Source organism: Pseudonocardia oceanicola, from assembly GCF_047200735.1.
Lineage (GTDB): Bacteria > Actinomycetota > Actinomycetes > Mycobacteriales > Pseudonocardiaceae > Pseudonocardia.
This window is the reverse complement of record NZ_JBJZON010000008.1, coordinates 197939-215397: the sequence shown is the minus strand read 5'-3', so window position 1 is coordinate 215397 and position 17459 is coordinate 197939. Positions and strand designations below refer to the sequence as shown.

Genomic DNA, 17459 nt, shown 5'->3' with positions numbered 1-17459 from the left:
CGAGGGCATGACGACACCGAAGGTCCTGCTCGGCGTCGCCGGCGGCATCGCCGCCTACAAGAGCGCCGAGCTGCTCCGCCGGCTCACCGAGACGGGGCACTCCGTGCGGGTCGTGCCCACGGGTTCGGCGCTGAACTTCGTCGGCGCCGCCACCTTCGAGGCCCTGTCCGGGCAGCCGGTGCACACCGGCGTCTTCTCCGACGTGCCGTCGGTCCAGCACGTGCGGCTGGGCCAGGAGGCCGATCTCGTCGTCGTGGCCCCCGCGACCGCGGACCTGTTGGCCCGCGCCGTGCAGGGCCGGGCGGACGACCTGCTCACCGGGTCCCTGCTCGTCGCCCGGTGCCCGGTGTTGTTCGTGCCGGCGATGCACACCGAGATGTGGGAGCACCCCGCCACCCGGGCCAACGTCGCGACCCTGCGCGAGCGGGGCGCGATCGTCATGGAGCCCGCCTCGGGCCGGCTCACCGGCAAGGACACCGGCCCCGGCCGGCTGCCCGAGCCCGCCGAGATCGCCGAGCTGGCCCGGTTGCTGCTGGAGCGGGCCGACGCGCTGCCGCGGGACCTCGCGGGCCGGCGCGTGGTCGTCTCGGCCGGCGGGACCCGCGAGCCGCTCGACCCCGTCCGCTACCTCGGCAACCGGTCGTCCGGGCGGCAGGGGTACGCCCTGGCCAAGGTCGCCGCCCAGCGCGGCGCGCACGTCACTCTCGTCGCCGGGCACACCGCCGAGCTGGCCGACCCGGCCGCCGTCGAGGTCGTGACGGTCGGGTCCGCGCTGGAGATGCGCGAGGCGATGCACGCCGCCGCCAAGGGCGCCGACGCCGTGGTGATGTCCGCCGCGGTCGCCGACTTCCGGCCCGCGGCGCTCGCCGCGCACAAGATCAAGAAGGACGGCTCGGAACCCGAGGCCCTGGGTCTGGCGCTCAACCCGGACATCCTCACCGAGCTCGTCGCCGCGCGGGAACCGGGCCAGGTCGTGGTCGGGTTCGCCGCCGAGACCGGGGACGACACCGCGGACGTGCTGGAGTACGGCCGCGGCAAGCTCGCGAAGAAGGGCTGCGACCTGCTGCTGGTCAACTGGGTCGGCGAGGGCGGCGCCTTCGAGAACACCGAGAACCAGGGCTGGCTGCTCGGCGCGGACGGCGGCGAGACGCAGATCCCGAACGGTTCCAAGGCGCTGCTGGCCTCACGCCTGTGGGACGCGGTGGCGGCCCGGCTGGCCTGAGCGCGCGAGGCCCGAGAACGCACGAGGCCCGAGAACGCACGAGGCCCGAGAACGCACGAGGGGGCGGTCCCACGGGACCGCCCCCTCGTCGCGTGTGCTCGTGGTCAGCGGCCGAACAGGCCGCCCAGGCCGCCGCTGCGGGCCGGGGTCGGCTCGCCCTCGCCGTTCTCGCCGTTCTCGCCGTACCCGCCCTCGGCCGGGGCCGCCGGCGAGTCGGTGCCGGAGGTCGTCGGGGCGCTGGTGGTGGCCGGGTCGGCGGTGCCGGTCGGGTCGTCGCTGCCGGTCGCACCGTCCGAGGGTGTGAGGCCGGCGTCGTCCGGGGTGTCGGTGCCGACAGCGGTGCCGTCCGTCCGCACGTATTCCTGCACGGCCCAGCCGCCGAGGCTCTCCAGTTCGACGAACCCGTTGCGGGTCTCGCCGACCTCGACCGCGGTGCCGCGGTCGCACACCGCCACGATGTCGGCGTCGGCCCGCGGCTCCTCGCGGACGTTGACGTTGTCGGTGCAGGTGCCGGACGTCGCGGCGGACGCGGTGCCGGCCAGCACGGCCATGAGCCCGGCCGCGCCGACGGCGAGCACGCCGCCGACCGCCGCGGCCGCGCGGCCCGGTCGCTGCAGTGCAGTCACCTTCATGGGGTGGAACCTCCGAGAGTGGGTCGTCCGCGGCCCGGGACGGGGCGACGCGGGGCGTCGGCCGGGCGCGGCTGCGGTGTCACCGGGCCCAACGACGCGGGTCGTTACCGATTCGGGACCTCGGCCGGGGTCCACCCGAAGGGGTGGTGAACGGTGCGCTCACGGCACGGTCCGTCACGCACCGTGTTGGGTTCCGATGTCATCGCCTGTGCAGGCCCGAGGTCGACTACCCTGCGGTCCGACAGCATCCAGCGATCAGCACCCCGTCCCGCCGACGGCTGGCGGAGCCCGCGCGGCCAGGGGAGCGACGACCTCGGCAGGAGTGGCGCGTGGCGAACGTGGGCCGTCGGCTCTTCACCAGCGAGTCGGTGACCGAGGGTCACCCGGACAAGATGTGCGACGCGATCAGCGACACGATCCTCGATGCGCTCCTCGCCCAGGACCCGAGGAGCAGGGTCGCGGTGGAGACCCTGGTGACCACCGGCCAGGTGCACATCGTGGGCGAGGTGACCACCAGCGCCTACGCCGACATCCCCGGCCTGGTCCGGGACAAGGTCCTCGAGATCGGCTACGACTCGTCGGCGAAGGGCTTCGACGGCGCCTCCTGCGGGGTCAACGTGTCGATCGGCGCGCAGTCGCCGGACATCGCGCAGGGCGTCGACACCGCGTACGAGAGCCGGGTCGAGTCGGTCGAGGACGAGATCGCCCGCCAGGGCGCGGGCGACCAGGGCCTGATGTTCGGGTACGCGAACACCGACACGGACGAGCTGATGCCGCTGCCGATCGCGCTCGCGCACCGGCTCTCGCGGCGGCTCACCGAGGTGCGCAAGTCCGGCGTGCTGCCCTACCTGCGGCCGGACGGCAAGACCCAGGTCACCGTGGAGTACGACGGCGACAAGCCCGTCCGCGTCGACACCGTGGTCCTGTCCACGCAGCACGCGGAGGACATCGACCTCGACGGCATGCTCGCGCCGGACGTGCTGGAGAAGATCGTCACCCCGGAGATCGGGGACCTCGGGCTGGACACCTCGAACGTCCGGTTGCTGGTCAACCCGACCGGCCGGTTCGTGATCGGCGGCCCGATGGGCGACGCCGGGCTCACCGGCCGCAAGATCATCGTCGACACCTACGGCGGGTTCGCCCGGCACGGTGGCGGCGCCTTCTCGGGCAAGGACCCGTCGAAGGTGGACCGCTCCGCGGCCTACGCCATGCGCTGGGTGGCGAAGAACGTCGTCGCGGCCGGGCTGGCCGAGCGCATCGAGGTGCAGGTCGCCTATGCAATCGGCAAGGCGGCGCCGGTCGGTCTGTTCGTCGAGACCTTCGGCACCGCGCGCGTCGACCCCGCCCGCATCGAGAGCGCGATCACCGAGGTCTTCGACCTGCGGCCCGCCGCGATCGTCCGCGATCTCGACCTGCTGCGGCCGATCTACGCGCCCACCGCGGCGTACGGGCACTTCGGCCGCCGCGACATCGCGCTGCCGTGGGAGGACACCTCGCGCGCCGAGGCCCTGAAGTCCCTCGCGGGCGCCTGAGCCCGGTCTTGACCGCACGAACGGCACTTGTGTGCGGTAGGTCCGCACACGAGTGCCGTTCGTGCAGTTCGGGAGTGTGTGAGGGGCTGGTGTGAGCAGGCCCGCCCGGAAGGCAGCGGCCTCCCGGACCCGCGGCGAGTGGACCGCGGCGGCCGTGCGGCCGGTCGCCCGGGTGGCCGTCGACGTGCCGCTGCCGCACCTGGACCGGCCGTTCGACTACCGCGTACCCACGCACCTGGACGAGCAGGCCCGGCCCGGGGTGCGGGTACGGGTGCGGTTCGCCGGGCGGCTGGTCGACGGGTTCCTGCTCGAGCGCACCGAGGTGTCCGGGCACACCGGGCGGCTGGCGTGGGTGGACAAGGTGGTCTCGCCGGAACCCGTGCTGACCCCGGAGGTCGCCGCGCTGTGCCGGACGGTCGCGGACCGGTACGCGGGCGTGTTCGCCGACGTCGTGCGGATGGCGGTGCCGCCGCGGCACGCCCGGGTCGAGTCCGAGGCCCCGCGGGAGCGGGATCCGGCACCTGTCGAGGCGCCCGGTCCCGCGGCGTGGGGGCGCTACCGGCGCGGGGCGGCGTACCTCGACGCGCTCGCCGGCGGCCGGGCCGCGCACGCCGTGTGGCAGGCGCTGCCGGGTGAGTCGTGGCCGGCGCGGTTCGCCGAGGCCGCCGCGGCGACCGCCGCCGCCGGGCGCGGCGCGCTGGTCGTGGTGCCCGACCAGCGGGACGTCGACGCCGCCTGCGCCGCCCTCGGCGACCGCCTCGGGGCCGACGCGGTCGTCGCGCTCACGGCAGAGCTCGGCCCGGCGGAGCGCTACCGGCGCTGGCTCGCCGTGCGCCGCGGGGCCGTCCGGGTCGTCGTCGGGACCCGGTCGGCCGCGTTCGCGCCGGTCGAGAAGCTCGGGTTGCTGGCCGTGTGGGACGACGGCGACGACAGCCACGCCGAACCCCGCGCCCCGTACCCGCAGGTCCGGGACGTGCTGATCGCCCGCGCGCACGCCGCCGGGGCCGCGCTGCTCATCGGCGGCTTCGCCCGCACCGCCGAGGCGCAGCTGCTGGTCGAGTCGCGGTGGGCCGCCGAGATCGTGGCGGACCGGGCCGCCGTGCGGGCCGCCGCGCCCCGGGTCACCGCGATCGGCGAGACCGACACCCAGCTCGCCCGCGACCCCGACGCCCGCGCGGCCCGGGTGCCCGCCGTGGCGTTCGAGGCGGCCCGGCAGGCGCTCGGGGCCGGCCGACCGGTGCTCGTCCAGGTCCCGCGGGCGGGCTATCTGCCCTGGCTGTCCTGCGCGCACTGCCGCGAGCCCGCCCGGTGCCGGCACTGTGCCGGCCCGCTGGGCCTGCCCCGCGGCGGCACGGACACCGATCCCGGCCTGCCGACCTGCCGCTGGTGCGGGCGAGCCGAGCCCGCCTTCCGCTGCGGCGGCTGCGGGTCGCGCCGGCTGCGGGCGGGTGTCGTCGGGTCGCGGCGGACCGCGGAGGAGCTGGGCCGGGCGTTCCCCGGGGTGCCGGTGCGGACGTCGGGCGGCGGGGCGCCCGTGCTGGCCACGGTGCCCGCGAAGGCGGAGATCGTCGTCGCGACGCCGGGTGCCGAACCCGCGGTGCCGGGCGGGTACGGCGCCGGGCTGCTGCTCGACGGCTGGGCCCTGCTCTCCCGCGCGGACCTGCGGGTGGCGGAGGAGGCGCTGCGCCGCTGGCTCGCCGCGGCCGCGCTGGTGCGGCCGCACGCCGACGGCGGTCGGGTGGTCGTCGTGGCCGAGTCGGCGATCCCGGTCGTGCAGGCGCTCGTGCGGTGGGACCCGGCCGGGTTCGCGGCCGAGGAGCTCGCGTCCCGGGCGGAGGTCGGCTTCCCGCCCGCCGTGCGGATGGCGGCGGTGGAGGGCACGCCGGGGGCGGTGGCCGACGTCGTCGACGCCGTCCTCGCCGCGGCCCGCGACGATCCCGGCGGGGGACCGCAGGTGGAGGTCCTCGGCCCGGTGGAGATCGACGCGCCGCCCGAACCCGGCGAGGCCGCGGGCGAGGTGCGGGAGCGGGCGCTGTTGCGCGTGCCCCGCACCGAGGGCCGTGCGCTGGCCCGGCACCTGCACGCCGCCCAGGCCGCGCGCAGCACGCGCAAGGCGCCCGACACCGTCCGGGTGCGGCTGGACCCGGCCGAGATCGGCTGAGCCGGTCCGGGCGGGTCGGCCGAGCGGGGCCGGGACGGGATCGGCCGAACCCACGCTGGCGGCGGATCGTCCGAGCAGGGCCGGACGGCACCGGTGCGGCCCGGGCGGGCGGTCGGCGGGTGGCACAATCGGCGGAGATCCCGATCGTTTGGAGTTCCGTGTCCGTTCAGCCCGTCCGCCTGTTCGGCGATCCGGTGCTGCGCACCCCCGCCGCGCCCGTCACCACGTTCGACGCGGAGCTGCGCAAGCTCGTCGCCGACCTCACCGACACCATGCACGCCGAGGGCGGCGCGGGCCTGGCCGCGCCCCAGGTCGGCGTCGGGCTGCGGGTGTTCACCTTCGAGGTCGACGGCGTGGCCGGGCACCTGGTCAACCCGACGTGGAACGCGGTCGACGGCGAGGAGCAGTTCGGCCCCGAGGGCTGCCTGTCCATCCCGGGCCTCGGCTGGGACTGCCGGCGGGCGGCGAACGTCGTCGCCACCGGCTGGAACGTGCACGGCGAGCCGATCACGGTCGAGGGCACGGCCAAGCTGGCGCGGGCGATCCAGCACGAGACCGACCACCTCGACGGCGTGCTGTTCGTCGACCGGCTGGACCCGGAGACCCGCAAGCGGGCGATGGCCGAGATCCGCGCCGCGGACTGGTTCGGCCGCCCCGAGCCGGTGGTCAAGGTCAGCCCGCACCCGATGTTCGGGAAAGCCCGTTGAGGCTGCTCTTCGCGGGGACGCCGGACCCCGCCGTGCCGGCGCTGCGCGCCCTGCTCGACTCGCCACGCCACGAGGTCGTCGCGGTGCTCACCCGGCCGGACGCCCCCGCCGGGCGCGGCCGCCGGCTCGTCCGCTCCCCCGTCGGGGCGCTGGCCGACGAGGCCGGCCTCCCCGTGCTCACCCCCGCGAAGCCGCGCGACCCGGATTTCCTCGACACGTTGCGTGAGCTGGCGCCGGACTGCGTCCCCGTCGTCGCGTACGGGGCGCTGGTGCCGCGAGCCGCGCTCGACGTCCCGGCCCACGGCTGGGTCAACCTGCACTTCTCGCTGCTGCCGGCGTGGCGTGGGGCCGCGCCCGTGCAGGCCGCGGTGCAGCACGGCGACGAGATCACCGGCGCCACCACGTTCCTGCTCGAGGAGGGCCTCGACACCGGCCCGACGTACGGCGTGGTCACCGAGCCGATCGGGGAACGGGACACCACCGGCGACCTGCTCGGCCGGCTCGCCCGCTCCGGCGCCGACCTGCTCGTCGCGACGATGGACGGCATCGAGGACGGCACGCTGCGTGCGGTGCCGCAGCCCGCGGAGGGCGTGTCGCACGCGCCGAAGGTCACCGTGGCCGACGCCCGCGTGGACTGGTCGGCGCCCGCGGTGCCGATCGACCGGCTGATCCGCTCGACCACCCCCGAACCGGGCGCGTGGACCGAGTTCCGGGGCGCCCGGCTGGGCCTCGGCCCGGTCGTCCCGGTGCGGACCGGCGAGTTCGACCTCGGGCCCGGCGAGCTGCGGGCGGAGAAGAAGCGCGTGCTGGTGGGCACGGCCACGGTGCCGGTGCAGCTGGGCGAGGTGCGCCCGGTGGGGAAGAAGGCGATGCCGGCGGCGGACTGGGCGCGCGGGGTGCGGATCACGGAGTCCGAGACCCTGGCCCGGTAGAGGGCGCCGACCTGCGCCGGGCCACGGTCGCGCCCCCGCTGCCCGCCGCCCGCGCCGGCCTCGGCCGGGCGATCCTGCACCCGGAGCTCCCGGGGGTCCCTCGGCGCCGCGCCCGGGGCGGGTGCCCGCGTGGCGCACCGCCCCCGCCCGGGGGACGGCCCGGGGCGCGGGAGCCGGGGGCGGACCTGGGACCATGGGACGACGAGCTGGACGAGCGAGGAGTGTGCGTGAGCGAGCCCGACGGCGGACGACCCGAGCGGGACGACCGCGACGATCGGGGTCGGACCGGCGGCCCCCGGGGATCCGGGGAGCGGCCCGGGTCCGGCCGGTCGGACGATCGGCGCTCGGCCGGCCGGCCGGCCCGGGACCCGGGCCGAGGCGGACGTCCCCGCGGCGAGGGCGGGTACCGGGGCGGCTCCTCGCGCGACCGCCGTGACGGCCCCCGCGATGACCGGCGCCGCGACGACCGGGGCCGCGACGACCGGGGCCGCGACGACCGGGGCCGCGACGACCGGGGCCGCGACGACCGGGGCCGCGGTGAGGACCGGGGCCGGGAGGACCGGCGGCGGGGCGGTGACCGCGCGCCCGGGCGTGGCGACCGCCCCGTCCGCAGCGACCGGCAGGGCGGCTACGGGCGCGACGACCGGGGCGGGCGGCGCGACCGCAGCCCCGGGCCGCGCAATGCGGGCCCGCCGCGGCGGCGCGGCGGCCCGGACGCCCCGCCTGCGGGGGATCCGGCCCGGCAGGCCGCGTTCGACCTGCTCACCGCGGTCCGCGAGCGCGACGCCTACGCCAACCTCGTGCTGCCGTCGATCCTGCGCCGGTACCGCCTCAAGGACCGCGACGCCGCCCTCGCGACCGAGCTCGGGTACGGCACGCTGCGTGCCGCGGGCCAGCTCGACGCGGTGATCGAGGCCTGCGCGGACCGGCCGCTGCACCGCATCGAGGGTCCGCTCGTCGACGCCATGCGGCTCGGCGCCTACCAGCTGCTGCGGATGCGGGTGCCCGAGCACGCCGCCGTCGCGACGTCGGTGGACATCGTCCGCGGCCTCGCCGGCTCGCGGTCCTCGGGCTTCGTCAACGCGATCCTGCGGAAGGTCGCCGAGAACGCCTCCGCCAAGGGCGCCGAGGCCTGGCTCGCCGAGCTGGCCCCGGACGAGCAGGAGGACCCCGTCGGGCACGCCTCCTTCGTGCACGCCCACCCCAAGTGGATCGGCCAGGCCTTCGCCGACGCGCTCGGCTCCCGCGAGGAGCTGCCGGCCGCGCTCGCCGCGGACGACGCCCGGCCCGCCGTGCACCTGCTGGCCAGGCCGGGGGAGATCACCGCCGAGGAGCTGGCGCTGGTCACCGGCGGGACCGAGGCGCCGTACTCGCCGTACGGGGTGCACCTCGACCCCGGCAGCGGCGAGGTCGGTGAGCTCGACGCGATCCGCGAGGGCGTGGCGATCGTGCAGGACGAGGGCAGCCAGCTGGTCGCCCTGGCCCTGGCCCGGGCCGCGCTCGACGGCGAGGACGCCGGCCGCTGGTTGGACCTGTGCGCCGGACCGGGCGGCAAGGCGGTGCTGCTCGGCGCGCTGGTGGGTCTCGACGGGGGCACCCTCGACGCCGTCGAGCAGGCCGAGCACCGCGCCGACCTGGTGCGCAAGTCCACGGACGGGTTGCCGGTCACGGTGCACCACGCCGACGGGCGGGAGGCCCCGCTGCCCGCGGGCGCGTTCGACCGGGTGCTGGTCGACGCGCCCTGCACCGGGCTCGGCGCGCTGCGCCGGCGGCCGGAGGCCCGCTGGCGGCGCCGGCCCGAGGACGTCTCGGGGTTGGCCAAGCTCCAGCGGGAGCTGCTCCTGGCCGCGCTGCGCCACGTCCGGGTGGGCGGCGTGGTGGGGTACGTCACGTGCTCGCCGCACCTGTCCGAGACCGTCGGCGTGGTCGGCGGGATCGTCCGCCGCAAGGACCTCGGCGTGACGGTCGAGCGGCTCGACGCGCGGGAGTACCTGCCGGGCGTCCCCGAGCTCGGGCCGGGCCCGCACGTGCAGCTCTGGCCGCACCGGCACGGCACGGACGCCATGTTCCTGACCCTGCTCCGGCGGACCGCCTGAGCGCACCGCGGCGGCGCGGGTGAGCGGGAGCCGACGCGCCGGACCCGCGCAGTACCCTGCGGTGGTGCGTCCCCTGATCGCCCCGAGCATCCTGTCCGCCGACTTCGCCCACCTCGCCGACGAGGCCGGGGCGGTCTCCGACCGGGCCGCCGGCGAGGGCCGGGGGGCCGACTGGCTGCACGTCGACGTGATGGACGCCCACTTCGTCCCGAACCTCACCCTCGGGCTGCCGGTCGTGGAGTCGCTGCTGAAGGCGACCGACATCCCGCTCGACTGCCACCTGATGATCGAGGACCCGGACCGCTGGGCGCCCGGGTACGCGGAGGCCGGGGCCTACAACGTCACCGTGCACGTGGAGGCCGCCGGCGACCCGGTGATGCTGGCCAAGAACCTGCGCGCGGCCGGGGCCAGGGCCGGGTTGTCGATCAAGCCCGGCACCCCGCTGGACCCGTACGTCGAGCTCCTGAGGCACTACGACACCCTGCTGGTGATGAGCGTCGAGCCCGGGTTCGGCGGCCAGGCGTTCATGCCCGAGATGCTGGACAAGGTCCGGGCCGCGCGTCGGCTCGTCGACACCGGGCACCTGAACGTCCTGGTGGAGATCGACGGCGGCATCTCCGCCTCCACCATCGAGGCCGCGGCCGAGGCCGGCGTGGACTGCTTCGTGGCCGGGTCGGCCGTCTACGGCGCGGACGACCCCGGCACGGCGGTCGCCGCCCTGCGGGAGCAGGCGGTGTCCGCCCACCCGCGGTGGTCGGGGTGAGCCCGCCCGCCCGACCGACCCCGCCGGTCGAGCGGGCGATGCGGCGTGCCCTGGCGGCCTCGGTCGCCGTGCACGGGGCGACCAGCCCCAACCCGCCGGTGGGCGCGGTGATCCTCGACGCCGTCGGCGAGGTCGCCGGGGTCGGCGCCACGGCCCCGCCCGGCGGCCCGCACGCGGAGATCGTCGCGCTCCGGGAGGCGGGGGAGCGGGCCCGCGGCGGGGCCGCCGTCGTCACGCTGGAGCCGTGCGCGCACCACGGGCGGACCCCACCCTGCACCGACGCGCTGCTCGGAGCCGGGATCGCGGCCGTGCACGTCGCCGTGGGCGACCCGAACCCGCTGGCCGCGGGCGGGGCCGACGTGCTGCGCCGGGCCGGGGTCGAGGTCACGGTCGGCACGCTCGCCGACGAGGTGGCGGGCGGTCCGCTGCGGGCGTGGCTGCACGCCGTGCGCTCCGGGCGCCCCCACGTGACGTGGAAGTTCGCCGCCACCCTCGACGGGCGCAGCGCCGCCGCGGACGGCACCAGCCGCTGGATCACCGGGCCCCGGGCCCGCGCCGAGGTGCACGAGTTCCGCTCGCACGTCGACGCCGTCGTCGTGGGCACGGGCACGGCGCTGGCGGACGACCCGGCCCTCACCGCGCGGTACCCGGACGGCACGGACCGCGAGCGCCAGCCGCTCCGCGTCGTCGTGGGCCACGGTGACGTACGCCCGGGTTCGCGGCTGGACGCCCCGGACGTGCTACACCTGCGGACACACTCGCCGGACGAGGTGTTGAAGGCGCTCACCGACCGTGGCGCCGTCGACGTGCTGCTGGAGGGCGGTCCGCGGTTGGCGGGGGCCTTCCTCGCCGCCCACCGGGTCGACCGGGTGCTGGCCTACCTGGCACCTGCGCTGCTCGGGGCGGGCCCGGCGGCGCTGGGCGAGGCGGGTGTGGGAACGATCGCCGGGATCCGGCGGTTGCAGGTGGACACGGTGCGCACCGTGGGCGGGGACGTGCTGGTGGACGCGCGTCCCACGGTCGGGTAGCGCCCGGGGTGGAGCGGAGCGGGAAGGCAGGAGGGGCGGAGCCCATGTTCACGGGGATCGTGGAGGAGGTCGGCGAGATCGTCGACGTCCGGCAGACGGGCGAGGTGGTCGTGCTGACCGTGCGGGGACCGCGCGTGTCCGGCGACGCCGCGCACGGCGACTCGATCGCGGTCAACGGCTGCTGTCTCACCGTCGCCGACCCGGGCGGGGCCCAGGGCGACGAGTTCCGGCTGGAGCTGGTACCGGAGACGCTCAAGCGGACCTCGCTCGGCGGGGCCGCACCCGGGGTGAAGGTGAACCTCGAGCGGGCGCTGCAGGCCGGCGCCCGGCTGGGCGGGCACATCGTGCAGGGCCACGTCGACGGCGTCGGTTCCCTCCTCGAGCGCACCCCCGGCGAGCGCAGCGACGAGGTGCGCTTCAGCCTGCCGCCCGACCTCGCCCGGTACGTGGTCGAGAAGGGCTCGATCACCGTCGACGGGGTGTCGCTGACGGTGGCCGGCACGGACGGCGACACCTTCTCGGTGGCGCTGATCCCCACCACGCTCGCCGACACCACGCTCGGCCTGCGCGCCCCCGGCGACCCGGTCAACCTGGAGGTCGACGTCGTCGCCAAGTACGTGGAGCGGCTCACCGCGGGCTACCTCGGCGGGTCCCGCACCGGGCAGCCCGAGCAGCCCCTCGAGCAGCCCCAGGACCAGCACGGACAGGACGGTGTCAAGTGACCGAGATCGCTCACCAGGGGGCCGCCGCCGCTGCCGGCCTCACGGGCGGCTTCGAGCGGATCGAGCGGGCCCTGCGCGACCTCGCCGAGGGCAAGCCCGTCGTCGTGGTCGACGACGAGGACCGCGAGAACGAGGGCGACCTCATCTTCGCCGCGGAGAAGGCCACCCCCGAACTGGTCTCCTTCGTGGTGCGCTACACCTCCGGCTACGTGTGCGTGGCGCTCACCGACACCGAGTGCGACCGGCTGGACCTGCCGCCGATGCACCACACGAACGCCGACGCCTACCGCACCGCCTTCACCGTGACCGTCGACGCCAAGGAGGGCGTGAGCACCGGCATCTCCGCGGCGGACCGTGCCCACACCATCCGGTTGCTCGCCGACCCGGCCACCCAGCCCACCGACCTGGTGCGGCCCGGGCATGTGCTGCCGTTGCGGGCCCGGGAGGGCGGCGTGCTGCGCCGGCCGGGGCACACCGAGGCCGCTGTCGACCTGACCCGGATGGCCGGGCTCGCGCCCGCCGGCGCGCTCTGCGAGATCGTCTCGCAGAAGGACGAGGGCGAGATGGCCCGCGGCGACGAGCTGCAGGTCTTCGCCGACGACCACGAGCTGACCCTGGTCACCATCGCCGACTTGATCGGCTACCGGCGCCGCTTCGAGAAGCACGTCCAGCGCGTGGCCCAGGCCCGGATCCCGACCGCGCACGGTGAGTTCGTGGCCTTCGGCTACGACTCGCTGCTCGACGGCATCGAGCACATCGCCATGGTCAAGGGCGACGTGGGCACGCCGGGGGACGACGGCGAGGACGTCCTGGTGCGGGTGCACTCCGAGTGCCTCACCGGCGATGTCATGGGCTCGCTGCGCTGTGACTGCGGTCCGCAGCTCGACGCCGCGCTCGAGACCGTGGCGCAGGAGGGCCGCGGGGTCGTGCTCTACATGCGCGGGCACGAGGGCCGGGGCATCGGCCTGCTGCACAAGCTGCAGGCCTACCAGCTGCAGGAGGCCGGGGCCGACACCGTCGACGCCAACCTCGCGATGGGCCTGCCCGCCGACGCCCGGGACTACGGCATCGGCGCGCAGATCCTCTCCGACCTGGGCGTGAAGTCGATGCGGCTGCTCACGAACAACCCGGAGAAGCGGGCCGGTCTGGAGGGCTACGGGCTGCGGATCACCGAGCGGATCGCGATGCCGATCCGGCCCAACCCGGAGAACCTGCGGTACCTGCGCACCAAGCGGGACCGGATGGGGCACGACCTGCCGGACCTGGGCGAGTCGGACGGACCGGGCAACCTGACCGACGGTCTCTCGGACGGGCTCGGCGGCTGACCCGCGCGCTCTCGCCCGCCCGGACCTGGGAGACTGGAGCCGTGGACGCGAGACGGGCCGGAGACGTGCGATGAGCGGTGAGGGCAGGCCCGCGGACGCGGGCGACCTGACGGGTGCGGCGGGGCTGCGGATCGGCGTCGTGGCGGCGACGTGGCACGCCGAGATCGTCGACTCGCTGCTGGAGCGGGCGCTGAGCACGGCGGAGAAGGCCGGGGCGGTGCCCACGGTGGTCCGGGTGCCCGGGACGGTCGAGCTGCCGGTCGTGGCGCAGGAGCTGGCCCGCACCCACGACGCCGTCGTGGCGCTGGGGGTGGTGGTGCGGGGCGGTACCCCGCACTTCGAGTACGTGTGCGACTCGGTGACGGCCGGGCTGACCCGGGTCTCGCTCGACGAGTCGACGCCGGTCGGCAACGGCGTGCTCACCACCAACACCCTCGAGCAGGCCGTGGACCGCAGCGGCGCGCCCGGCAGCAGCGAGGACAAGGGCGCCGAGGCCACCGTGGCCGCGCTGCGGACGGCGATTGTGCTCGCCGAGCTGCGAGAGCTGTCGTGAGCCCGGACGACGGGGCGACGGGAGGGGTCTCGGTGTCCTCCGAGGTGCGGGAGCCCGCACGGCCGGGCCGCGGCCCCGGTGCCGTGACGATCCGCCCCCGGCTCGCCTTCTGGCTCGGCTGGGGATCGGCCGCGGCGATCATGGTGATCTTCGTCGTGATCGCGGTCGTCCTGCGGAACTCCGCCACCGGGGTGTTCTTCCGGTTCGCCGACCAGGTGGCCATGGTGCTGCTCGGGCTGTTCATCGCGGCCGGCCTGGCGCTGTTCGCCCGGCCGCGGGTGCGGGCGGACGAGCGTGGCATCGAGGTCCGCAACGTGGCCCTGCCGCGTTACCTGCCCTGGTCGGAGGTGCAGCGGATCTCCTTCCCGGACGGGGCGTCGTGGGCCCGGCTGGACCTCCCGGACTACGAGTACCTGCCGGTGCTGGCGATCCAGGCCGTCGACCGCCGGCACGCGGTCGACGCCATCCGCGCGATCCGGGCGCTGCACGCCGCGGCACACCGCGCGCCCGACTGAGCGGTGGTGCCGGGACCTCGCTCGTCGCCACGATCGAGGCCCCGCTCGACCTGCCCGGCCGACGGGCCGCCCCTACGGTCCCCCCGCCAGCTCGCGCGGACCGGCGCCGCGGCCCGCCGGACCGATCGGTCTGCCGCCCAGGTCGGCGCGGCGCCCGGCCTCGGCGCCGTCGGCGAAGCCGCTGCCCGAGAGCGACGGCCGGCGCGCCCTGGTCAGCTGCGGGAACGCCGCGGCGTAGGCCCGGTCGACCTGCGCCCCGCGGTCGACGAGCACGAGCGCGGTACCCGCCGCCCGCTCCCGGTCGCCCCCGGCGGTGGAGCACGCCTCGGCCGCCGCCCGCTCCTCGGCCTCGAGCAGCCGCTGGTGCACCTGGGCCGCGAAGCCCTGCAGCCAGGAGCGCCGGTACGCGGCGACGGACTCCCCGGGCCGGAGTGGTCGCAGCCGGACCAGCTGCCCGGTGGCCTGCAGCAGCAGCGAGGTGTAGAGCAGCTCCACCCGCTCACGGTCCGAGGCGAACCCGAACACCGTGACCGCGGCGACCTTGCCGCCGTTCGCCCCGTGCATCACCCAGCGGCAGCGCAGCGCCGCCGCGGTCCAGCCCAACAGCCGCGCCTTGCCGGAGGAGTACGGGTCCGCCAGCGCGATCCGGAGCGCGCCGATCTCGTCCCGCCGCGGATCGTCCGCGGCCAGCAGCGCCTCGTCGATCCCGTGCCGGGCCATCAGCTCCACGGCCTTGGCGTTGTAGATCTCCGCCTCCGCGGGCGTGCCCGCCCGCTCGGCCTTGGCCAGCAGCTTGCGGACGCGGTCGAGCCGGTCGGCGCGCGCGGCCGCACCCGGTGGGACGCCGCGGGAGAGGGGGATGCCGGTGGTCATGGGGGAGCCTTCCTTCGAACTGTCGTTCGGGTCGAGGGACGGTCTACCCGACCGCACCGACAGTTCCGGTTGGATACACCCCCGACCCCCGGGAGGTGACACCGCCCGGGCGCCACGGCGTGTCGGGGGGCCGCTCTACCCTGGGGAGGCCATGCCCGACCCCGCCACCTACCGCCCGGCCCCGGGGACGATCCCCGAGGCCCCGGGCGTGTACCGCTTCTCCGACCCGCAGGGCCGGGTGATCTACGTCGGCAAGGCGAAGAGCCTGCGCCAGCGGCTGAACAGCTACTTCGCCGACGTCGCCGGCCTGCACCCGCGCACCCGGCAGATGGTGACCACCGCTGCGCGCGTGCAGTGGACGGTGGTCGGCACCGAGGTCGAGGCCCTCCAGCTCGAGTACAACTGGATCAAGGAGTTCGACCCCCGGTTCAACGTCCGCTACCGGGACGACAAGACCTACCCGGTGCTCGCGGTGACGCTGAACGAGGAGTACCCGCGGTTGCACGTCTACCGCGGCCCGCGGCGCAAGGGCGTGCGCTACTTCGGTCCGTACGCCCACGCATGGGCCATCCGCGAGACGCTCGACCTGCTGCTGCGCGTGTTCCCCGCGCGCACCTGCAGCGCCGGTGTGTTCCGCCGGCACGGCCAGATCGGCCGGCCCTGCCTGCTCGGCTACATCGACAAGTGCTCGGCGCCCTGCGTCGGACGCGTCAGCGCCGGGGAGCACCGCCAGATCGTCGAGGAGTTCGCCGAGTTCCTCTCCGGCCGCACGGACCGGATGATCCGCGAGCTGGAGCGGCGGATGCAGCAGGCGTCGGAGGACCTGGAGTTCGAGCGGGCCGCGCGCCTGCGGGACGACGTCGGCGCCCTCAAGCGGGCCATGGAGCGGCAGGCCGTGGTGCTCGGCGACGGCACGGACGCCGACGTCGTCGCCTTCGCCCAGGACGAGCTGGAGGCCGCCGTCCAGGTCTTCCACGTCCGCGGTGGCCGGGTCCGCGGCCAGCGCGGCTGGGTGATCGACAAGACCGACGAGACCCCGGACACCGCAGCGCTGGTGGAGCGGTTCGTCACCCAGTTCTACGGCGAGCAGGCCGCCCTGGCCGAGGCCGCCGACGACGCCTCCCAACCGGTGCCGAAGGAGATCCTGGTCCCCGAGCTGCCGGCCGACGCCGGGACGCTGCAGCAGTGGCTCACCGGGCTGCGCGGGTCCCGGGTGAGCCTGCGGGTGGCGCAGCGGGGGGACAAGCGGGCGCTCGCCGAGACCGTGGAGCGCAACGCCACCGAGGCGTTCACCCAGCACAAGCTGCGCCGCGCCGGGGACCTCACCGCGCGGTCCGCCGCGCTGCAGGAGCTGCAGGAGGCGCTGGGCCTGGACCAGGCGCCGCTGCGGCTCGAGTGCATCGACGTCAGCCACGTGCAGGGGACCGACGTGGTGGCCTCGCTGGTGGTGTTCGAGGACGGGCTCGCCAAGAAGTCGGACTACCGCCGCTTCGAGGTCCGGGACGGGGCCCGGGGCGGCGACGTCGCCTCGATCGCCGAGGTCGTCCGGCGCCGGTTCCGCCGCTACCTCGCGGAGAACCGCGACGGGTCGGACCAGCCGGACGGGGCCGGGGCGGGCACGACCGAGGCAGGCACCGGGGCGGGCACGACCGGGGCGGGCACGACCGGGGCGGGCACGACCGGGGCGGGCACGACCGGGGCGGGCACGAACGGGGCGGGCACGAACGGGGCGGGCACGAACGGGGCGGGCACGAACGGGGCGGGCACGAACGGGGTGGCGCCCGAGCCGGACGACGACGCGGAGTCGATGCCGAGGGTCCGTACCGGCATCGACCCGGTGACCGGACGGCCGAAGAAGTTCGCCTACGCACCGAACCTCCTGGTCGTCGACGGCGGGCAGCCGCAGGTCGAGGCGGCCGCGGACGTGCTGGCCGAGCTGGGCATCCACGACGTGGCGGTGTGCGGGCTGGCGAAGCGCCTGGAGGAGGTCTGGCTGCCCGGCGACCCGGACCCGGTCATCCTGTCCCGGACCAGCGAGGCGCTCTACCTGCTGCAGCGCGCGCGGGACGAGGCGCACCGCTTCGCCATCACCTACCACCGCCAGCGTCGTTCCAAGGGCATGGTGGCGTCCGAGCTCGACGGGGTGCCGGGCCTCGGTCCGGCCCGGCGGCAGGCGCTGCTCAAGCACTTCGGGTCGATGAAGCGGATCCGGGCCGCGGAGGTCGACGAGATCGCCGGCCTGCCGGGATTCGGCCGCCGTACGGCGGAGGCCGTGGTCGCGGCCCTCCACCCGGCCGACCGGGATCACCCCGGTGGCGGTAACCCGGGGGGCCGCCGGGACGAGCACGAAGCGGGAACGAGCGCGGAGGGGGCGCCGGGCCGGTGAACCAGGACGGCG

Annotated in this window: 14 protein-coding genes and 1 pseudogene; 13 read left to right on the top strand and 2 right to left on the bottom strand. The window is 76.2% G+C overall.

The window, feature by feature from the left end; genetic code table 11:
• Window positions 1–7: 7 nt before the first annotated feature.
• Window positions 8–1222, top strand: coding sequence for a bifunctional phosphopantothenoylcysteine decarboxylase/phosphopantothenate--cysteine ligase CoaBC (gene coaBC / locus ACL02T_RS14655; protein ID WP_412831240.1), 1215 nt, complete (start codon window positions 8–10; stop codon window positions 1220–1222).
• 104 nt (window positions 1223–1326) lie between these two features.
• Here the strand turns inward: coaBC and ACL02T_RS14650 are convergent, their stop codons facing one another.
• A complete protein-coding gene (locus ACL02T_RS14650; RefSeq protein WP_412831239.1) occupies window positions 1327–1854 on the bottom strand; it encodes an SH3 domain-containing protein in 528 nt (175 codons plus the stop codon).
• 329 nt (window positions 1855–2183) lie between these two features.
• Between ACL02T_RS14650 and metK the strand changes: the two genes are divergently transcribed.
• The 11 genes and pseudogenes from metK to ACL02T_RS14595 all read left to right on the top strand — a co-directional run bounded on the left by metK (window position 2184) and on the right by ACL02T_RS14595 (window position 14188).
• Window positions 2184–3386, top strand: a complete 1203-nt coding sequence (metK, locus tag ACL02T_RS14645) for a methionine adenosyltransferase (RefSeq protein ID WP_412831238.1) — start codon at window positions 2184–2186, stop codon at window positions 3384–3386.
• 91 nt (window positions 3387–3477) lie between these two features.
• Window positions 3478–5547, top strand: coding sequence for a primosomal protein N' (locus tag ACL02T_RS14640; protein WP_412831237.1), 2070 nt, complete (start codon window positions 3478–3480; stop codon window positions 5545–5547).
• Between the two features lie 158 nt (window positions 5548–5705).
• Window positions 5706–6254: a peptide deformylase gene (gene def, locus ACL02T_RS14635; protein WP_412831236.1), complete on the top strand. Its 549-nt coding sequence runs from the start codon at window positions 5706–5708 to the stop codon at window positions 6252–6254.
• Window positions 6251–7186, top strand: coding sequence for a methionyl-tRNA formyltransferase (gene fmt / locus ACL02T_RS14630; RefSeq protein WP_412831235.1), 936 nt, complete (start codon window positions 6251–6253; stop codon window positions 7184–7186). The genes def and fmt overlap by 4 nt, the downstream gene beginning before the upstream one ends.
• Before the next feature lie 653 nt (window positions 7187–7839).
• Window positions 7840–9282: pseudogene (locus tag ACL02T_RS14625) on the top strand (RsmB/NOP family class I SAM-dependent RNA methyltransferase); the annotation flags it as partial.
• A gap of 73 nt (window positions 9283–9355) precedes the next feature.
• Window positions 9356–10045, top strand: coding sequence for a ribulose-phosphate 3-epimerase (gene rpe, locus ACL02T_RS14620; protein WP_503129088.1), 690 nt, complete (start codon window positions 9356–9358; stop codon window positions 10043–10045).
• A gap of 38 nt (window positions 10046–10083) precedes the next feature.
• Entirely contained in the window at window positions 10084–11073 is a 990-nt protein-coding gene (ribD, locus tag ACL02T_RS14615; RefSeq protein WP_412831297.1) for a bifunctional diaminohydroxyphosphoribosylaminopyrimidine deaminase/5-amino-6-(5-phosphoribosylamino)uracil reductase RibD, read from the top strand.
• A 44-nt stretch (window positions 11074–11117) separates the two neighbouring features.
• On the top strand, window positions 11118–11795 hold the full coding sequence (locus tag ACL02T_RS14610) for a riboflavin synthase (protein ID WP_412831233.1): 678 nt from the start codon (window positions 11118–11120) through the stop codon (window positions 11793–11795).
• 5 nt (window positions 11796–11800) lie between these two features.
• Window positions 11801–13120 (top strand): bifunctional 3,4-dihydroxy-2-butanone-4-phosphate synthase/GTP cyclohydrolase II, encoded by a 1320-nt coding sequence (locus tag ACL02T_RS14605; protein ID WP_412831296.1) that lies wholly within the window; start codon window positions 11801–11803, stop codon window positions 13118–13120.
• A 70-nt stretch (window positions 13121–13190) separates the two neighbouring features.
• Window positions 13191–13673: a 6,7-dimethyl-8-ribityllumazine synthase gene (gene ribH, locus ACL02T_RS14600; protein ID WP_412831232.1), complete on the top strand. Its 483-nt coding sequence runs from the start codon at window positions 13191–13193 to the stop codon at window positions 13671–13673.
• Window positions 13670–14188, top strand: a complete 519-nt coding sequence (locus ACL02T_RS14595; protein WP_412831231.1) for a PH domain-containing protein — start codon at window positions 13670–13672, stop codon at window positions 14186–14188. Before ribH ends, ACL02T_RS14595 begins: the two co-directional genes overlap by 4 nt.
• A gap of 72 nt (window positions 14189–14260) precedes the next feature.
• Here ACL02T_RS14595 and ACL02T_RS14590 read toward each other — a convergent pair whose 3' ends face one another.
• Entirely contained in the window at window positions 14261–15061 is an 801-nt protein-coding gene (locus tag ACL02T_RS14590; RefSeq protein ID WP_412831230.1) for a DUF2786 domain-containing protein, read from the bottom strand.
• Between the two features lie 151 nt (window positions 15062–15212).
• On the opposite strand from ACL02T_RS14590, the gene uvrC reads away from it, so the two are divergent.
• Window positions 15213–17447 (top strand): excinuclease ABC subunit UvrC, encoded by a 2235-nt coding sequence (uvrC, locus tag ACL02T_RS14585; RefSeq protein ID WP_412831229.1) that lies wholly within the window; start codon window positions 15213–15215, stop codon window positions 17445–17447.
• Window positions 17448–17459: the final 12 nt, after the last annotated feature.